The sequence below is a fragment of the Chromobacterium sp. HL1 genome (assembly GCF_057418835.1).
The window spans coordinates 2,798,852-2,815,468 of record NZ_CP162399.1 but is presented as its reverse complement, the minus strand read 5'-3'; the positions used below and the strand labels follow the sequence as shown (position 1 = coordinate 2,815,468).

General features: G+C 64.3%; 14 protein-coding genes. 13 read left to right on the top strand and 1 reads right to left on the bottom strand.

Annotated features, from left to right (window positions below):
- Window positions 1-196: 196 nt before the first annotated feature.
- Window positions 197-2,209 carry an excinuclease ABC subunit UvrB gene (gene uvrB, locus AB1Z25_RS12630; protein WP_107799673.1) on the top strand — a complete coding sequence of 671 codons (2,013 nt, stop codon included), beginning with the start codon at window positions 197-199 and terminating at the stop codon, window positions 2,207-2,209.
- 133 nt (window positions 2,210-2,342) lie between these two features.
- Here the strand turns inward: uvrB and AB1Z25_RS12625 are convergent, their stop codons facing one another.
- Window positions 2,343-3,311 (bottom strand): bile acid:sodium symporter family protein, encoded by a 969-nt coding sequence (locus tag AB1Z25_RS12625; RefSeq protein WP_486635379.1) that lies wholly within the window; start codon window positions 3,309-3,311, stop codon window positions 2,343-2,345.
- A gap of 95 nt (window positions 3,312-3,406) precedes the next feature.
- On the opposite strand from AB1Z25_RS12625, the gene AB1Z25_RS12620 reads away from it, so the two are divergent.
- From AB1Z25_RS12620 to fliI, 12 genes are all read left to right on the top strand, one after another.
- Window positions 3,407-4,330, top strand: a complete 924-nt coding sequence (locus tag AB1Z25_RS12620) for a LysR family transcriptional regulator (RefSeq protein ID WP_107799671.1) — start codon at window positions 3,407-3,409, stop codon at window positions 4,328-4,330.
- A 192-nt stretch (window positions 4,331-4,522) separates the two neighbouring features.
- Complete coding sequence (locus AB1Z25_RS12615) at window positions 4,523-5,740, top strand: EAL domain-containing response regulator (RefSeq protein WP_158274295.1); 1,218 nt, start codon at window positions 4,523-4,525, stop codon at window positions 5,738-5,740.
- An 11-nt stretch (window positions 5,741-5,751) separates the two neighbouring features.
- Complete coding sequence (locus AB1Z25_RS12610) at window positions 5,752-6,261, top strand: putative pterin-binding protein (protein WP_486635378.1); 510 nt, start codon at window positions 5,752-5,754, stop codon at window positions 6,259-6,261.
- A gap of 5 nt (window positions 6,262-6,266) precedes the next feature.
- Window positions 6,267-8,492, top strand: a complete 2,226-nt coding sequence (locus AB1Z25_RS12605) for an ATP-binding protein (RefSeq protein WP_227108577.1) — start codon at window positions 6,267-6,269, stop codon at window positions 8,490-8,492.
- A 129-nt stretch (window positions 8,493-8,621) separates the two neighbouring features.
- Complete coding sequence (locus tag AB1Z25_RS12600) at window positions 8,622-9,119, top strand: low molecular weight protein-tyrosine-phosphatase (RefSeq protein ID WP_255411647.1); 498 nt, start codon at window positions 8,622-8,624, stop codon at window positions 9,117-9,119.
- Window positions 9,120-9,189: 70 nt separating this feature from the next.
- Window positions 9,190-9,897, top strand: coding sequence for a chemotaxis protein CheB (locus tag AB1Z25_RS12595; RefSeq protein WP_107799667.1), 708 nt, complete (start codon window positions 9,190-9,192; stop codon window positions 9,895-9,897).
- A 22-nt stretch (window positions 9,898-9,919) separates the two neighbouring features.
- A complete protein-coding gene (locus tag AB1Z25_RS12590) occupies window positions 9,920-11,296 on the top strand; it encodes a sigma-54-dependent transcriptional regulator (protein WP_107799666.1) in 1,377 nt (458 codons plus the stop codon).
- Between the two features lie 2 nt (window positions 11,297-11,298).
- Entirely contained in the window at window positions 11,299-11,619 is a 321-nt protein-coding gene (gene fliE / locus AB1Z25_RS12585; protein ID WP_019099998.1) for a flagellar hook-basal body complex protein FliE, read from the top strand.
- Window positions 11,620-11,720: 101 nt separating this feature from the next.
- Complete coding sequence (gene fliF, locus AB1Z25_RS12580; RefSeq protein ID WP_227107856.1) at window positions 11,721-13,415, top strand: flagellar basal-body MS-ring/collar protein FliF; 1,695 nt, start codon at window positions 11,721-11,723, stop codon at window positions 13,413-13,415.
- Complete coding sequence (gene fliG, locus AB1Z25_RS12575; protein WP_048413990.1) at window positions 13,408-14,406, top strand: flagellar motor switch protein FliG; 999 nt, start codon at window positions 13,408-13,410, stop codon at window positions 14,404-14,406. The genes fliF and fliG overlap by 8 nt, the downstream gene beginning before the upstream one ends.
- Window positions 14,387-15,220: a flagellar assembly protein FliH gene (locus tag AB1Z25_RS12570; RefSeq protein WP_486635377.1), complete on the top strand. Its 834-nt coding sequence runs from the start codon at window positions 14,387-14,389 to the stop codon at window positions 15,218-15,220. The genes fliG and AB1Z25_RS12570 overlap by 20 nt, the downstream gene beginning before the upstream one ends.
- A complete protein-coding gene (gene fliI, locus AB1Z25_RS12565) occupies window positions 15,201-16,595 on the top strand; it encodes a flagellar protein export ATPase FliI (RefSeq protein ID WP_227107860.1) in 1,395 nt (464 codons plus the stop codon). Before AB1Z25_RS12570 ends, fliI begins: the two co-directional genes overlap by 20 nt.
- Window positions 16,596-16,617 lie beyond the last annotated feature (22 nt).

The following is a 16,617-nucleotide window of genomic DNA, read 5'->3' as shown; positions in this document are numbered from 1 at the left end:
ACGAATCTCGGACCGAAAAATAGGCTCGCGGCGTTTGCGCCGCAAGCCGTGTTTTATGCTCGGTCTAACTGTATTTTAAACAATGTTTTGACTGTGTATAGCCTGAATCGCAGCTTTTTTATATGCAGGCGCATCGGGGGTGTGAAGCGGGGGCGAACCGCGTAGAATCAGGCTATCTCCTCCGATGTCTCGACCCATGCTGCGCACCTATCCCAACAGTCCGTTCAAACTGCATCAACCATTCGAACCGGCCGGCGATCAGCCCGGCGCCATCGTCCAATTGCTGGAAGGGCTGGGCGACGGCCTGTCCTACCAGACCTTGCTGGGGGTCACGGGTTCCGGCAAAACCTACACCATGGCCAACGTCATCGCCCAAAGCGGACGTCCGGCCATCATCATGGCGCACAACAAAACGCTGGCGGCGCAGCTCTACAGCGAGATGCGCGAGTTCTTTCCGGAAAACGCCGTCGAGTATTTCGTGTCCTACTACGACTACTATCAGCCGGAAGCCTATGTGCCCAGCCGCGATCTTTTCATCGAGAAAGATTCCAGCATCAACGAGCACATCGAGCAGATGCGCTTGTCGGCGACCAAGTCCATTCTGGAACGGCCGGACTGCATCATCGTCGCCACCGTCTCCGCCATTTACGGCATTGGCGACCCCTCCGACTACCATCAGATGATTCTGCATCTGAAGGAAGGGGAGACGCTGGCGCAGCGCGACATCATCAGCCGGCTGGCCACCATGCAGTACGATCGCAACGATATGGATTTCGGCCGCGGCACCTTCCGCGTGCGCGGCGACGTGATCGACATCTATCCGGCGGAAAGCAGCGACACCGCGCTGCGCGTCAGCATGTTCGACGACGAAGTGGAAACGCTGACCCTGTTCGATCCCCTGACCGGCACGACCAAGCAGCGGGTGGGGCGCTTCACGGTGTTTCCCTCCAGCCACTACGTGACGCCGCGCGACACCGTGCTGCGCGCCTGCGAGCACATCAAGGAAGAACTGCGCACGCGCCTGGAGTGGTATCAGAAAGAGGGCAAGCTGGTGGAGGCCCAGCGCCTGGAGCAGCGCACCCGCTTTGACCTGGAAATGCTGTACGAGATGGGCTTTTGCAAAGGCATCGAAAACTATTCCCGGCACTTCTCCGGCCGGGGCCCCGGCGATCCGCCGCCGACGCTGATCGATTACCTGCCCAAGAACGCCTTGATGTTCATCGACGAATCCCATGTCACCGTGCCCCAGGTGGGCGCCATGTACAAGGGCGACGCCGCGCGCAAGGCCAATCTGGTGGAGTACGGCTTCCGCCTGCCGTCTGCCACCGACAACCGGCCGTTGAAATTCCACGAATTCGAATTGCTGATGCCGCAAACCGTGTTCGTGTCCGCCACTCCGGCCAACTACGAGAAAGAACACGCCGGCCAGGTGGTGGAACAGGTGGTGCGTCCCACCGGCCTGGTGGACCCGGAGATGGAGGTGCGGCCGGTAGCCACCCAGGTGGACGATCTCTTGTCCGAAATCCGTCTGCGCATGGAACGCGGCGAACGGGTGCTGGTGACCACGCTGACCAAGCGCATGGCCGAGCAACTGGCCGACTACTATACCGAGCACGGCATCAAGGTGCGCTATCTGCACAGCGACATCGATACCGTGGAACGGGTGGAAATCCTCCGAGATCTGCGTTTGGGCGTGTTCGATGTGCTGATCGGCATCAATCTGCTGCGCGAAGGCCTGGATATTCCGGAAGTCAGCCTGGTGGCCATCCTGGACGCGGACAAGGAAGGCTTCCTGCGTTCGGACCGTTCGCTGATCCAGACCATAGGCCGCGCCGCGCGCAACCTCAACGGCAGGGCCTTGCTCTACGCGGACCGCATCACCGATTCCATGAAGCGGGCGATGGATGAAACCGAGCGCCGCCGCGCCAAGCAGATGGCTTTCAACGCCGAGCACGGCATCGTGCCCAAGGGCGTGCAGAAGAAGATCAAGGACATCATCGACGGCGTTTACAGCGTGGAGGACGAACGCAAGAAGCTGGTGGACAAGGCCCGCGTGGCGATGTTGGACGAAAAGTCCCTGGCCAAGGAAATCAAGCGTCTGGAGAAGGAAATGATGGAGGCCGCGCGCAATCTGGAGTTCGAAAAGGCGGCCGGCCTGCGCGACCAGCTCAAGCATCTAAAAGAACAGGCCTGGATCAACGAGCTGTAAGAGCCTGTTCATAATCTGCTGCGCTGTGTGAAGCCTTGCACGACGAGTCGCGGGGCTTCCAGCTGACAGGCCCTGCCTTGTCCGGTCTTGTCCGCGAGACGCCCCGCTCGATTCCGAGCGGGGCGTCGTCTTTTCAGCGTCCCTCCTCCGCGTGCTGGCGGCGGTAGCGTTGCGCCAAGGCCGCGCAGGCCATCAGTTGGATCTGGTGAAACAGCATCAGCGGCAGCACGATGGAACCCAGCACCGGCGCGGCGAACAGCACCTTGGCCATGGGCACGCCGCTGGCCAGGCTTTTCTTGGAGCCGCAGAACACGATGGTGATCTGGTCCGCGCGAGAGAAGCCCAGCTTGCGGCTCAGCAAGAGGGTGATGGCCAGCAGCAGGCCCAGCAAGACCAGATTGACCAGCAGCAGCGCGGCCAGCGCCTGCGGCGGCGTTTGTCGCCACAGACCGCTGATCACCGCGGCGCTGAAGGCGGTATAGACCACCAGCAGAATGGAGCTCTGATCAACGTAGCGCAGCAAGCCCTTGTTGCGGTCCACCCAACCGCCTATCCAGCGACGGGCGATCTGGCCGGCGATGAAGGGCAGCAGCAACTGCATCACGATGTCCAGCACCGGCCCCCAGCCCTGGCCGGCGCCGTGGTGCTTGACCACCAGCAGGCTGACCAGGAGCGGCGTGATGAAGATGCCCAGGATGTTGGAAGCGGTGGCGCTGCAAATGGCGGCCGGCACATTGCCTTGCGCCATGGAGGTGAAGGCGATGGACGATTGCACGGTGGAAGGCAGCATGCACAAATAGAGAACGCCGAGATAGAGCTCCGGCGTCAGCAGGGGCTGCAAGACGGGCCGCAAGGCCAGGCCGAGCGCGGGGAAGAGCAGGAAGGTGCAGCTCAGCACCACCAGGTGCAGCCGCCAATGCGCGGCGCCGGCCAGCACCGCCTCGCGCGACAATTTGGCGCCGTGCAGAAAGAACAACAGCGCAATCGCCAGATTGGTGACGAGGTTGAAGGCGGCGGCGACATCGCCGGAGCAGGGCAGCGCGGTGGCCAGCGCGACGGTGGCGAGCAGGGACAGCGTGAAGGCGTCGAGTAGTTTGGGCATGGGGCGATGCGGCGATGGCAAGGGATGCCGCTATTGAACCGCAGCTCAATTGAGAATACAAATGCATTTATCTGATCAATTGATGAGTAATTGATATGAATGTGACTTTGCGCCAACTGCGAGTGTTCCAGGCCGTGATCGAGCTGGGCGGCTTCAGCCGCGCCGGCGACGCGCTGGGTCTGACCCAGCCGGCGGTCAGCCGCGCGGTGCGGGAGCTGGAACAGGCTCTGGATCTGCGCTTGTTCGACCGCACCACGCGCGAGGTGGAGCCCACCGCCGCGGCTCGTCGTTTGCAGGGAAAGCTGACGCGGGTGCTGGAGGCGCTGCAGGACGCGCTGGGCGAAGCCCGGATGGAGGGCGCGCAGGCGCACGGCGTGGTGCGGGTGGCCAGCAGCCCCACCTTGTCGGCCAGCCTGATGCCTTTGTTGATCGCGCGGTGCCGGCAGCGCTATCCGCAGCTGAAGCTGGTGTTGCACGACCAGGTGCAGCGCCTGAACATAGACGCGGTCACGGGCGGACAGGTGGATTTCGGCCTGGTGGTGGAGCCCGACGCGGCAGCGGCGCTGGACAGCGAGCCCCTGCTGGAAGACGACTTCTGGCTGGTGTGCCGCAGCGACCACGCCTTGGCCGGCCAGGACGCGGCGCATTGGTCGCAACTGGACGGCCAGCCGCTGGTCTTGCTGGACCACAGCTCGGGCAGCCGCCGGCTGATAGACGACTTGCTGGCCCGGCACGGCCTGGCCTGCGAAGTGGCGCAGCAATTGGGGCACTCGCAGTCGGTGTTCCGCATGGTGGCGGCCGGCCTGGGCCTCAGCGTCGCGCCGGGACTGGCCATGCCGCCGCCCGCCGGCGGCGGCTTGAGCGTATTGCCCTTGCTGCCGGTGGAGAGGCGCCGCATCGTCTTGATCAAACGGCCCAACCGTTCCTTGTCGCCGCTGGCGCGGAAAGTGTGGCAGCTGGCGCTGGAAATGCGCGAGGAACTGGCCGCCGCGGCGCGGCCGGCCGCCTGGGGCGGCTGAGCTCGCCGGGCCGCGCCGGGCGCGGCGGCTGGAAAAGACGAAGGCGGCGGGCTATTTAGATACTACAGGGGCAAAAACGAGATCCGGACCGCCGCGCGGCCAAGCACAGCGCGGCGGGGGCGGTCGCGGAAGCTCGCAGCCGGCGTCGATAGTGAAAACAGCCAGCACGAGATGGGCTAGATGGGGGAGACGATGCCGCAAATCTTGGTGGTTGACGACGAAGCCGTGTCCCGGCAATTCCTGACTGCGGTATTGCGGCAGCTGGGCATGGGCAAGATTTCCGAGGCGGTCGACGGCCTGGACGCGCTGATGCAGCTGGATGCCGGCGACCGGGCCTTTGATCTGATTTTTTGCGATCTGGACATGCCGCGCATGGACGGCGTCGAGTTCGTGCGTCATTTGGGCGAGAGGGCTTATTGCGGCAAATTGCTGATCACCAGCGGTTTCGACGAAAGAGTGCTGGACAGCGTGGCGGATCTGGCGCGAATGTACGCGCTGCGTTTGTGCGGCGTCTTGCCCAAGCCGGTGGATCCGGAGCAATTGCTGGCGATGCTGGCCGCGCCCGTCGCGCCCGGGGAGGCGGTGTGCCTGCCTTTGGAACGGATCAACAGCGAGGAACTGCGCCTGGGCATAGAGCGCGGCGAGGTGGTGCCGTTTTTTCAGCCGCAGGTGGATGTGGCCAGCGGCCGGGTGTTGAGTGTGGAAGTGCTGGCGCGCTGGCTGCATCCGCAGCTGGGCTTGCTCGGGCCGTTGCAGTTCATCGAACTGGCGGAACAAAGCGGCCTGATCACGCAGATGACCAAGCGTTTGTTCGCGGACGCGTCGCAAGCGCTTAAACGCCTGGACGCGCGGCAGCGTCTGGACATGTCGGTCAATCTTTCCATGCAATCCCTGAAGGACTCCAGTCTGGTGGCTGCTTTGGTCGCGATTGCGAACGAAGCCGATCTTGAGATGTCCCGGGTGACGTTCGAGGTCACGGAAAGCGGCGTGATGGCGGACCCGGCCTCGGCGCTGGAAATCATGACGCGCTTGCGTCTGAAAGGCGCCGGCCTGGCGATTGACGATTTCGGCACCGGCTTCGCCAGCATGGACCGGCTGGCGCGCATCCCGTTCACCGAATTGAAAATCGACAAGGGCTTCGTCATCGACGCCGCGAGCAACGCCACCAACCGCTCCATTTTCCTGGCCAGCGTGGAATTGGGCCGCCGGTTGGGCTTGAAAGTGGTGGCCGAGGGCGTGGCTTCCGAGGCCGAGTGGGGCTTGTGCCAGGCATTCGGCGTATCGGCGGCCCAAGGTTCCCTGATCTCCCCGCCGGTGGACGAGGCCTCCTTCGCCGAGTGGCTGGCGAATTGCGGCGGAGGCGTGCCGCAGTCGGCGCGGGATTGGGTATTCATTGCAGCGCACACCTAAGCGAGAAAACCATGAAACGACTTGGAATCCTGTTGTTGCTGCTCGGCCTGGCCGCCGCGGTGCCCTTGGCCGCGGCGGTCGACGCTTTGGCTAAGCCCGCCGGCAAGGCGGTGCTGGTGATCAGCGGCAACGTCGGCCAAAAAAACCAGGGTGACGTCGCCGCCTTCGACATGGCCATGCTGGCCAAACTGCCTCAGCGCAGTTTCAGCACCCACACGCCGTGGTATCCGGGCTTGACCCGCTTTTCGGGGCCCTTGCTGCGCGACGTGCTGGCCGCCGCCGGCGCCCACGGCAAACTGTTGAAAGCGGTGGCGCTGAACGACTACAAGACCGATATCCCCTTTGACGACGCCAGCCGCTTCGACGTGATCCTGGCGACCCAGATGAACGGCAAACCGATGCCGGTGCGGGAAAAAGGGCCCTTGTTCATCGTCTACCCCTACGATTCGCAAGAAGAGCTGCGTTCGGAGCTGTATTACAACCGTTCCGCCTGGCAACTCAAATCCCTGCAGGTGCATTGAGCGCGATGAAGACGCCGCAGCGAAGCTATTCCGCCTGGCGCAGCCTGATCTTGATCGGGGCGACGCTGGCCTGCGTGTTCGCCGGAGTGGCCTATATCCAGGTGCGGCAGGCGGACATGCTGAACACCGCGGCGCGCTACGAAGGCGACAATATCGTATGGGCCTACTTTCAGCTCGAAACCGAATCGATGCGGCTGCAGACGACGATAGAACATGTGCTGAACCATGAGCAGGACCGGGCCGAACTGCAGGAGCGCTACGACATCTTCGTCAGTCGCGTGGGCGTGGTCGACCACGGCCTGTATTCCAGCCTGCTGGACGGCACCCAGGAATACCAGCAGGCCCGGCCCAAACTGGACGCCTTCATCCGCAAGGCCGACGCCTATTTCGGCCGCCAATCCGGCGCGGAGCTGGAACTGGACGGCCTGCGGCGGCTGGACACCGAACTGGACTTGCTGAGCGGTCCGCTGCACGACCTGTCGCTGGTGGCCAACCAGCGCATGGCGGAACAGGTGGACGCGCGCAATAAAAGCATGCAGCAGCACATCGTGGTCAGCAATTGGCTGATGGCCTTCGAATGGGCGCTGATCCTGGGCTTCGCCACCATCGTGGTGCGGCAGCTGCGGCAACTGGAACGCCGACGCCACGAACTGGAGGAACTGACCGACGTGCTGGAGCAGGCCCGGGTTCAGGCCGAGGCCGGCAGCATGGCGAAAAGCGTGTTTCTCGCCAATATGAGCCATGAAATCCGCACCCCGCTCAACGGCGTGCTGGGCATGCTCTCCTTGCTGGGGGATTGCAATCCCACGCCGGTGCAGGCCGATTACATCAAGACCGCCGAAGAATCCGCCCGCCACCTGATGGCTCTGTTGAACGACGTGCTGGACGCCAGCAAGCTGGAATCGGGCAAGCTCGATCTGCTGCCCACGGTGTGCAATCTGCGACAACTGCTGCTGCAATGCGAAAGCCTGATGCGCGGACAAGCGGTGTCCAAAGGGCTGGCCATGCGCATGGCGCTGGATTTGAACGTGCCCGAATGGGTGTTGTGCGATCCCACCCGCTTGCGGCAGATCCTGCTCAATCTGCTCAGCAACGCGATCAAGTTCACCGAGATCGGCGCGGTAACCATACAGGCGGAGGCCGCGGAATCGGGCGCGGAAGCCGGCGCCGTGCTGCGGATCACGGTCCGGGACACCGGCATCGGCATGGACGACGCCACGCTGGCGCGCTTGTTCAAGCGTTTCTCCCAGGGCGACAGCTCCACCGTGCGTCAGTACGGCGGCAGCGGCCTGGGGCTGGAGATTTCCCAGAACCTGGCGCAGCTGATGGGCGGCGACATCACCGTGCACAGCGCGCTGGGCGCCGGCAGCGTCTTCGTGCTGTCGCTGCCTTTGCAGGCGATGAACGCGCCGGAGGGCCGGGCCAAGACGGGCTCGGAAGCGGACCCGGCGGGGCTGGAGCGTCAGCTGCGCGTTCTGGTGGTGGACGACAATCCGATCAATCGCAAATACATGCAGGCGATGCTGCAAAAGCAAGGGCATCTGGTCACCGTGATCCAGGACGGCGCGGAAGCCGTGGAGGCGGCCGCCCGGCAGCCCTTCGACTTGGTCTTGATGGACTTGCACATGCCGGCGATGGACGGCATCGAGGCGACCGGGCATTTGCGCGAGCGCGCGATGACGCCGGGGATGAAGATCGTCGCGCTGACGGCGGACGTCCTCGCGGAAACGCGGGACAAGGCTCTGGCCGGCGGCCTGGACGATTTCCTGGCCAAACCGCTGCATGTGACGGAGTTCCACGCCATGCTGGAGCGTCAGTTCGGCAATGGGCCGGCGCGGGAGCCGAACGCCGAGCCCACCTTGCTGCCGGCCTTGCTGGACGTGGCGATGATCGAAAAAATGACCGAAATGCTGACCCTGGAAAAATACCGGGAGCTGGTGGCGCAATTCTTCGCCGGCAAGGTGGGCCGGGTCGACGAGCTGCTGGCCGCCGCGCTGGCCGGTCAGCGAGATCAGGTGCGACGCCATTCGCACAATCTGAAGGGGGCCGCGCTGACCCTGGGCTTCAGCGCGCTGGGCGGATCCTGCGCCGGGCTGGAGCGCTTGGCGCTGGCGGCGGAGGAGGGCTTGGCCGACGAGGCGGAAAGAGTGGGCCTGCTGTTCGACTCGACGCGCAGCGCCTGCATCGCGGCCGGCTATCTGGCCGGCATGGATTTGCCGGCGCTGCGTTAGCCGCGGGGGCGGAGGGAAAATAGCCGGCGCCTTTCTCGCGGACGCGTAGCCGGCGGCGGAAGTGATAAGATCGGGGCGAGTGGGTGCCTGAATCCCATACTGAATAAAAATAGAGAGCCGAAGCCGTCCATGAGCCAGAACGATTGCTTGTCCATTTTATTTGTTTGCATGGGAAACATCTGCCGGTCGCCAACGGCGGAAGGGGTGATGCGCGCCAAGCTGAAGCGCGCGGGCCTGGAGGCGCGGATTGATGTGGAGTCGGCGGGCACGCACGGCTACCATGTCGGCGAAGCGCCGGACCGGCGCACCTGTCAGGCGGCGCTGCGTCGCGGCTACGACCTGTCCGATTTGCGGGCAAGACAGGTGGAGGCGCGCGATTTCGAGCGTTTCGACTGGATTTTGGCCGCCGACCGGCAAAATTTGGCTTTGTTAAATACCCAATGTCCGCCATCCTATCGGGGCAAGCTGCATTTGCTGCTGGAGCCGCTGTCCGGCGCCGCCCGCGACGTGCCCGATCCCTATTACGGCGGCGCAGGCGGTTTCGACACTGTGCTGGATCTGGTGGAGGCGGCTTGCGACGCCTGGCTGGCCCGCATCGCGGACGCCGAAACGGAGCCGGCGCCATGAAGCCGTTTGACGCGGCGGCGCCGCGCGCGCGGGCTGTTTTTACAATAACCAGAGAAAGCCAAGGACGCGTATGGGGCAGCTGACGAGGGGAAACGCGGCCAAGAAGCCGCTGGACGTAGTGCCCAGCCACAACGCCGACATTATCTTGCCCAAGCAGGCCGGCAAAGTGCCCTTGGCCAGCCAGGCGGTGATCGTCATCGGCTCTTCCACCGGCGGTACGGAGGCGTTGCGCACCTTGCTGACCGCGCTGCCGGTCTCGATGCCGCCCATCCTGATCACCCAGCATATGCCGGAGATGTTCACCCATTCCTTCGCCACGCGTCTGAACACCTTGTGCAAGCTGACGGTGAAGGAAGCCGAGGACAATGAACGGCTGCAAAACGGCACCGTCTACATTGCGCCCGGCCATTCCCATCTGCTGATCAAGCCGGCGCCCACCATAGGCTACGCCATCGGCCTGCACGCCGGGCCGCCGGTCAACCGGCATCGCCCGTCCGTGGACGTGCTGTTCCGCTCCGCCGCCAATCTGGTGGGCAAGAACTGCATCGGCGTGATCCTGACCGGCATGGGGCGGGACGGCGCCAGCGGCATGCTGGAGCTCAAGCAGGCCGGCGCCTGGAACATCGCCCAGGACGAAGCCAGCTGCGTGGTGTTCGGCATGCCCAAGGAGGCCATCGCCATGGGCGGCGCGCACGAAGTGCTGGCCTTGGAAAGCATCGCCACGCGTTTGTCGGTGCTGGCCACGCAAAAGCAACAACAAGCCGGCGGCTCGGCTTAACCCTCTGATAGAACAAGAAGACATGAAGTATCTCCCTATTCTGGTGGTGGAAGACGACGCGGACCTGCGCGAAGCCATCGTCGACACCCTAAGCCTGGCCGGTTATCCCACCTTGGAGGCCGGCGACGGCGCCGCGGCCCTGGCCAAATTGAAAGAAGCCCCGGTGGGGCTGATCGTATCCGACGCCCAGATGGCGCCGATGGACGGCTACGCGTTGTTCGAGGAAGCGAAAAAGCGCTATCCCGGCGTGCCCTTCATCCTGATGACCGCCTACGGCGTCATTGAAAGGGCGATTGAACTGCTGCGCGCGGGCGCCGCGCATTACCTGCTCAAGCCTTTCGAGCCGGCCAGCCTGATCGCCGAAGTGGAAAAGCATTTGCTGCGCATGCCCAGCGAGACGAGCGGCGAGGTGGTGGCCGAGTCCGCCGCGATGCGGCAGCTGTTCGCGCTGGCCGGCCGCGTGGCCGGCAGCGACGTCAGCGTGATGATCTCCGGCCCCAGCGGCGTGGGCAAGGAAGTGCTGGCGCGTTACATCCATCGGCACTCCAAGCGCTGCGAAGGGCCTTTCGTCGCGGTCAACTGCGCGGCGATCCCGGAAAACCTGCTGGAGTCCACCTTGTTCGGCCATGAGCGCGGCGCGTTCACCGGCGCGGCCCAGGCCTTGCCGGGCAAGTTCGAACAGGCGCAGGGCGGCACCATCCTGCTGGACGAAGTCACCGAGATGCCGTTGTCGCTGCAGGCCAAGCTGCTGCGCGTGCTGCAGGAGCGGGAAGTGGAGCGCGTCGGCGGCACGCGCACCCTGAAGCTGGACATCCGCGTGCTGGCCACGTCCAACCGCGATTTGCAGGCCGCGGTGGACGCGGGGCAATTTCGCGAGGACCTGTATTTCCGTTTGAACGTGTTCCCGATGCGCATCCCCGCGCTGGCCGAGCGACGCGACGATATTCTGCCGCTGGCACGAATCATGCTTAAAAAGTACGCAGAGGCCGCCGGAAGAGGCAATCTGATCCTGTCCGAGGATGCGGAACGTCATTTGACGGCCTATAGTTGGGAGGGTAACATCCGCGAACTGGAGAATGTGGTGCAGCGGGCGGTGATTCTTGCCGCCGGGGCGGAAATTTTTGCCGCCGACCTGCTGCTGGATCACGACTCCGGCGCGGCTCAGGTTACCCGGACAGCGTCTGAAAAAGACTATTCCGTGTCGGATGAAACCGACATGAAAACGCTAGAGAAACGCCATATTCTGGAAACCTTGACCGCAGTGGGCGGCGTCAAGAAGCTGGCCGCGGAAAAACTGGGCATCAGCGAGCGCACCTTGCGCTATAAATTGCAGCGTTACCGTGATGAAGACGCAGCCGACGGATGTCAGGAGGTTCCAGATGGAAATGGCTTGGAGTAACCATGTCAGTGCCAAATATCGATCAACTGTTGGGCGAGCTGCGCACCGCCTCGGCCCTGGCCGCGGGCAAGCCCGCCGCTACGGCCCCGGAAGCGTCCCAGGTGGACTTCTCCGCTGTGCTAAAGTCCACCTTGGAGCAGGTGAATTCGGCGCAGCAGACTTCGCAGGAGATGCAGAAGCAATTTGAATTGGGTGACGAGGGGGTCAACCTGCAGGACGTGATGGTGTCGCTGCAGAAAGCCAGCCTGTCGTTCCAGACCATGGTTCAGGCGCGCAACAAGCTGGTCACCGCCTATCAGGAAATCATGAATACCCAAGTCTAGCGCTGCCGGACCCGACCAGCCGGCGGCGGTGGGCTCGAACCTAAAACCACTGTATGGCTGACCTGGCAGAAGAAAACGCTACGCCCGTTTGGCGAAGCCGCATGAATGAAGCGTCCGATCGCTTCAAAGCGCTTCCCAACAATAAAAAAGTCCTGTTCCTCGCGGCGGTAGCCGCCATTTTCGCTGTTATCGTGGGCGCGGTGGTGTTGAACCGCACGCCCAGCTATAAAGTCCTGTTCTCCAATATCTCCGACCGCGACGGCGGGCAGGTGGCCGCTTCGCTGCAGCAGATGAACGTGCCGTATCAGTTGGGCGAGGGCGGCACCATCTCCGTGCCCTCGGACAAGGTCTACGACGCGCGCCTGAAGCTGGCGGCGCAAGGCCTGCCCAAGGCCGGCGGCGTCGGTTTCGAACTGATGGACAATCAGAAGTTCGGCATCAGCCAGTTCGCCGAGCAAGTCAATTACCAGCGCGCCATCGAGGGCGAGCTGGCGCGCACCATTGAAGCGGTGGGCTCGGTGGAGACCGCCCGCGTCCATATCGCCATTCCCAAGCAAAGCGTCTTCGTGCGCGAACAGCAGCAGCCCACCGCCTCGGTGATGCTGAGCCTGTTCCGCGGCCGCATGCTGGACGCCGGGCAGATCGCCGGTATTTTGCACCTGGTGTCCAGCTCGGTGCCCAATCTGCCGGTCAAGAACGTCACCATCGTCGATCAGGACGGCAATCTGCTGTCCAAACAGAACGGGCCGGACGAGAACTCGGGCCTGGATCAGCGCCAGCTGGGCTATGTGCGCCAGGTGGAAGAGGGCTACGTCAAGCGCATCGAAGATATCCTGGAGCCGATCTTCGGCAAGGGCAATTCTCGCGCCCAGGTCACCGCCAGCGTCGATTTCGCCGAGGTGGAGCAGACCTCGGAAACCTTCAAGCCCAATTCCAGCCCCAATCCGTCCTCCACCCGCAGCCAGCAGATCAGCGAAAAACTGAACAACGGCGCGGCGTTGCCGTCCGGCGTGCCGGGGGCCTTGTCCAATCAGCCGCCGTCGGCCGCCTCCGCTCCGATCACCTTGCCGCCGGGCGCCGCGCCGGGCACCGCCACGCTGTCCGGCCAGACCATGGGCGCGTCCGGCACGCTGCAACGCGACATCACCACCAATTACGAAGTCGACAAGACCATCCAGCACACCAAGATGCCGCAGGGCGGCGTCAAGCGCCTGTCCGCCGCCGTGGTGGTCAATTACCGGCGCATGCCGGATAAGAACGGCGAAATGAAGCCGACGCCGCTGACCCCGCAGGAGGTTCAGCAGATCAATAATCTGGTCAAGGAGGCGATGGGCTTCAACACCCAGCGCGGCGACACCCTAAACGTGGTCAACGCCGCCTTCGCCGACGCCGAAGTGCCGGCGACGCTGCAGGAAAAAGTCACCGACTACGTGGCCAGCAACGGCTCCAGCCTGATCAAGTACGGCCTGCTGACCATCGCGGTGCTCTACCTGCTGTTCGGCGTGGTGCGGCCCATCATGCGCGATCTGGTCAAGCCGCCGGCGCCGGCCAAGGGCAGCGAAGAAGAGGCCGCGGCGCAGGCCGCCGCCGCGGGCGGCCGCCTGCTGGGCGTGGCCGGAGAAGAAGGCGAGGAGGGCGCGGCCGGTCACGCCGGCGGCGCCGCGGGCGGCGGCGATCCGCGCGAAGCGCAGATGCGGCAATACACCACCAATCTGGAAGCGGTGCGTGAAATGGTGAAATCCGATCCGCGCATGGCGGCCCAGATCATCAAGGAATGGATAAGCGCCGATGAGTGAGAACGGAGTGCGCAAAAGCGCGGTGTTGCTGTTCAGCCTGGGGCAGGCCGAGGCGGTGGAGGTGTTCAAATACCTCGGTCCCAAGGAAGTGCAGAAAATTTCGCTGGCGATGGCGGCGATCAATAATCTGAGCTACGAACAGATCGACGAGGTGGTCAGCGAATTCAAGGGCGAGTGCGCGGCGCGCGCCAGCATCGGCGCGTCAGACGAATACCTGCGCAATGTGCTGATCGAGGCGCTGGGACCGGACAAGGCGGCCAACCTGCTGGACAAGATCATGCAGGGCAACGACCACAGCGGCATCGAAAGCCTGAAGTGGATGGACCCTTCTTCCGCCGCGGACCTGATCCGCAACGAGCACCCGCAGATCATCGCCACCATTCTGGTGCATCTGGAGCCGGATCTGTCCAGCTCCATTCTGTCCTTCTTCCCGGAGCGGATGCGCAACGAAGTGCTGATCCGGACCGCCACGCTGGAGGGCGTGCAGCCGCAGGCGCTGCGCGAACTGAACGACGTGCTGACCCAGCTCTTGTCCGGTTCCGACCGCATCAAGAAGAGCGCGGCCGGCGGCATTGGCCTGACCGCGGAAATCCTCAACTTCATGGGCTCCAACGTCGAGGCCGCCGCGCTCAACTACATCCGCGAGTACGACCCGGAACTGGCTCAGCGCATTCAGGACAAGATGTTCGTGTTCGAGAACATCCTGGAAATCGACGACCGTTCGATCCAGACCATTCTGCGCGAAGTGCAGTCCGATTCTCTGGTCATCGCGCTCAAAGGCACCAGCGCCGAGCTCAAGGACAAAATCTTCCGCAATATGTCGCAGCGGGCCGCGGAAATGCTGCGCGACGACCTGGAGTCCAAGGGCCCGGTCAAGCTGTCCGAAGTGGAGGCCGAGCAGAAGGAAATCCTCAAGGTGGTGCGCAAGCTCGCCGACGACGGCCAGATCGTGCTAGGCAGCAAGGGCGGTGATGAAGGTCTCGTCGAGTAATCCCATCATCCCCGGCGAGGAGCTGGAGGGCTGGAGCAGTTGGAGTCCCAACGCGCTGGACGGCCTGACCCAGAGACTGACGCCGGTGCAACTGATGGAGCTGGCGCAGCAGCGCCGCCGCCAGCAGGAGCAGGCGCAGGCGCAGGCGGAGTCCGCCGCCGAGCCGGCCCCGGCCGAGCCCGAAGCGGAAACCGGCGGGGCCGAAAACGAGCGCGCGGTCAGCGGTTATCCCACCGCGGCGGAGTTGGAAGCCATCCATCAGGAAGCCTGGCAGTCCGGTCATGAGGCCGGGGAGGAAGCCGGCCGCGCCGCCGGTTATCAAGAAGGTTTGACCGCCGGGCGCGAGCAAGGGCTGGCCGAGGTGCGCGCCGAGCAGGAGGCCCGCTTCGCCGCGGCCTGGCAGCCGCTGCAAGCGCTGGCGGCAGGGCTGGCGCAAGATATTTCCCGTTTTGAAACCGAATTGTCGGCGGACTGGCTGGCGCTGGCGCTGGAGCTCGCCGGCCAGCTGAGCCATGGGCTGGCGCGGCAGAATCCTTTGTTGATTCAGGAGCTGCTGCGCGAGGCGCTGGAGGACTTGCCGGCCACGCTGGCTCAGGCGCGGCTGCGCTTGAACCCGGCGGATCTGGCCGTGGCGCGGGAGTTTCTGGCTCAGGAGACGCCGGAAACCCAGTGGCAATGGATAGAGGATCCGGAAGTGGAGCGCGGCGGCTGCGTGATAGACACCGCAGCGTTGCGGCTGGATCTGACCATGAACACCCGCATCGCCGCCATGCGCAAAGCCTTGGGAATGGACGATGAGCCCGCCGCTGATTGAGCGCCAGCGCGCCTGGCTGCGCGATTGCGCGGACAGCGCGCGTGCCGCCAAGCTGTGGCAGCCCTGCGGCAAGCTGGTCCGCGTCACCGGCATGGTGATGGAAGCGGTGGGCCTCAAGCTGCCGGTGGGCAGCGCCTGCCAGGTGGCCCTGGCGGATAAGCGTCTGGTGGAAGCCGAGGTGGTGGGCTTCTCCGGCGACAAAGTCTTTCTGATGCCGCTGAGCAATGTGCATGGTTTGCTGCCGGGCACGCCGGTGATGCCGCTGACGCCGCAGCACCCGCCGCAATTCGGCAAGACCCGGGCCCAGGCCGCCGGCGACGGCGCGTCCGGCCGCATGGTGCCGGTGGGGCTCAGCCTGTTGGGCCGGGTGCTGGACTCGCTGGGCCGGCCGCTGGACGGCAAGGGCGACATTCATCCCGACGCCTGGTTTCCCTTGCACAGCCAGCCGATGAACCCGCTGGACCGATCGCCGGTGCGGGATGTGCTGGATGTCGGCGTGCGCGCCATCAACGGCCTGTTGACGGTGGGGCGCGGTCAGCGTCTGGGCCTGTTCGCCGGCTCCGGCGTGGGCAAATCGGTGTTGCTGGGCATGATGGCGCGCTTCACCAAGGCCGACGTGGTGGTGGTGGGCCTGATCGGCGAGCGCGGCCGCGAGGTCAAGGATTTCATCGAAAACATTCTCGGCGACGAGGGCATCGCCCGCTCGGTGGTGGTGGCCGCGCCGGCGGACATGCCGCCGCTGATGCGGCTGCACGGCGCCGCCTACGCCACCGCGCTGGCCGAGTATTTCCGCGCCCAGGGCCTGGACGTATTGCTGCTGATGGACTCGGTGACCCGTTACGCGATGGCGCAACGCGAGATCGCGCTGGCCATCGGCGAGCCGCCGGTGACCAAGGGCTATCCGCCGTCGGTGTTCGCGCGTCTGCCGCAATTGATCGAGCGCGCCGGCAACGCCGCCGAGGGCGGCGGCTCCATCACCGGCTTCTACACGGTGCTGTCCGAGGGCGACGATCAGCAGGATCCGATCGCGGACTCGGCGCGCGCCATTCTGGACGGCCACTTCGTGCTGTCGCGCGAACTGGCCGAATCCGGCCACTATCCGTCCATCGACATCGAGCAGTCCATCAGCCGGGTGATGGTGGACGTGGTGCCGCAGTCGCAGATGGCTTTGGCCCGGCAATTCAAGCAGCTGTATTCGCGCTATCAGCGCAACCGCGATCTGATCAGCGTCGGCGCCTATGTGCCGGGCTCGGATCCGGTATTGGACGAGGCGATGCGGCGTCAGCTGCCCATGGTCGGTTTTCTGACCCAGCCTATGCATGAGTCGCAGGATTTTCCGTCCAGCTGCGAACAATTGCAGGGCGTGTTGTCCTGAGGCTGAGCCGTGGCGGAGAGCA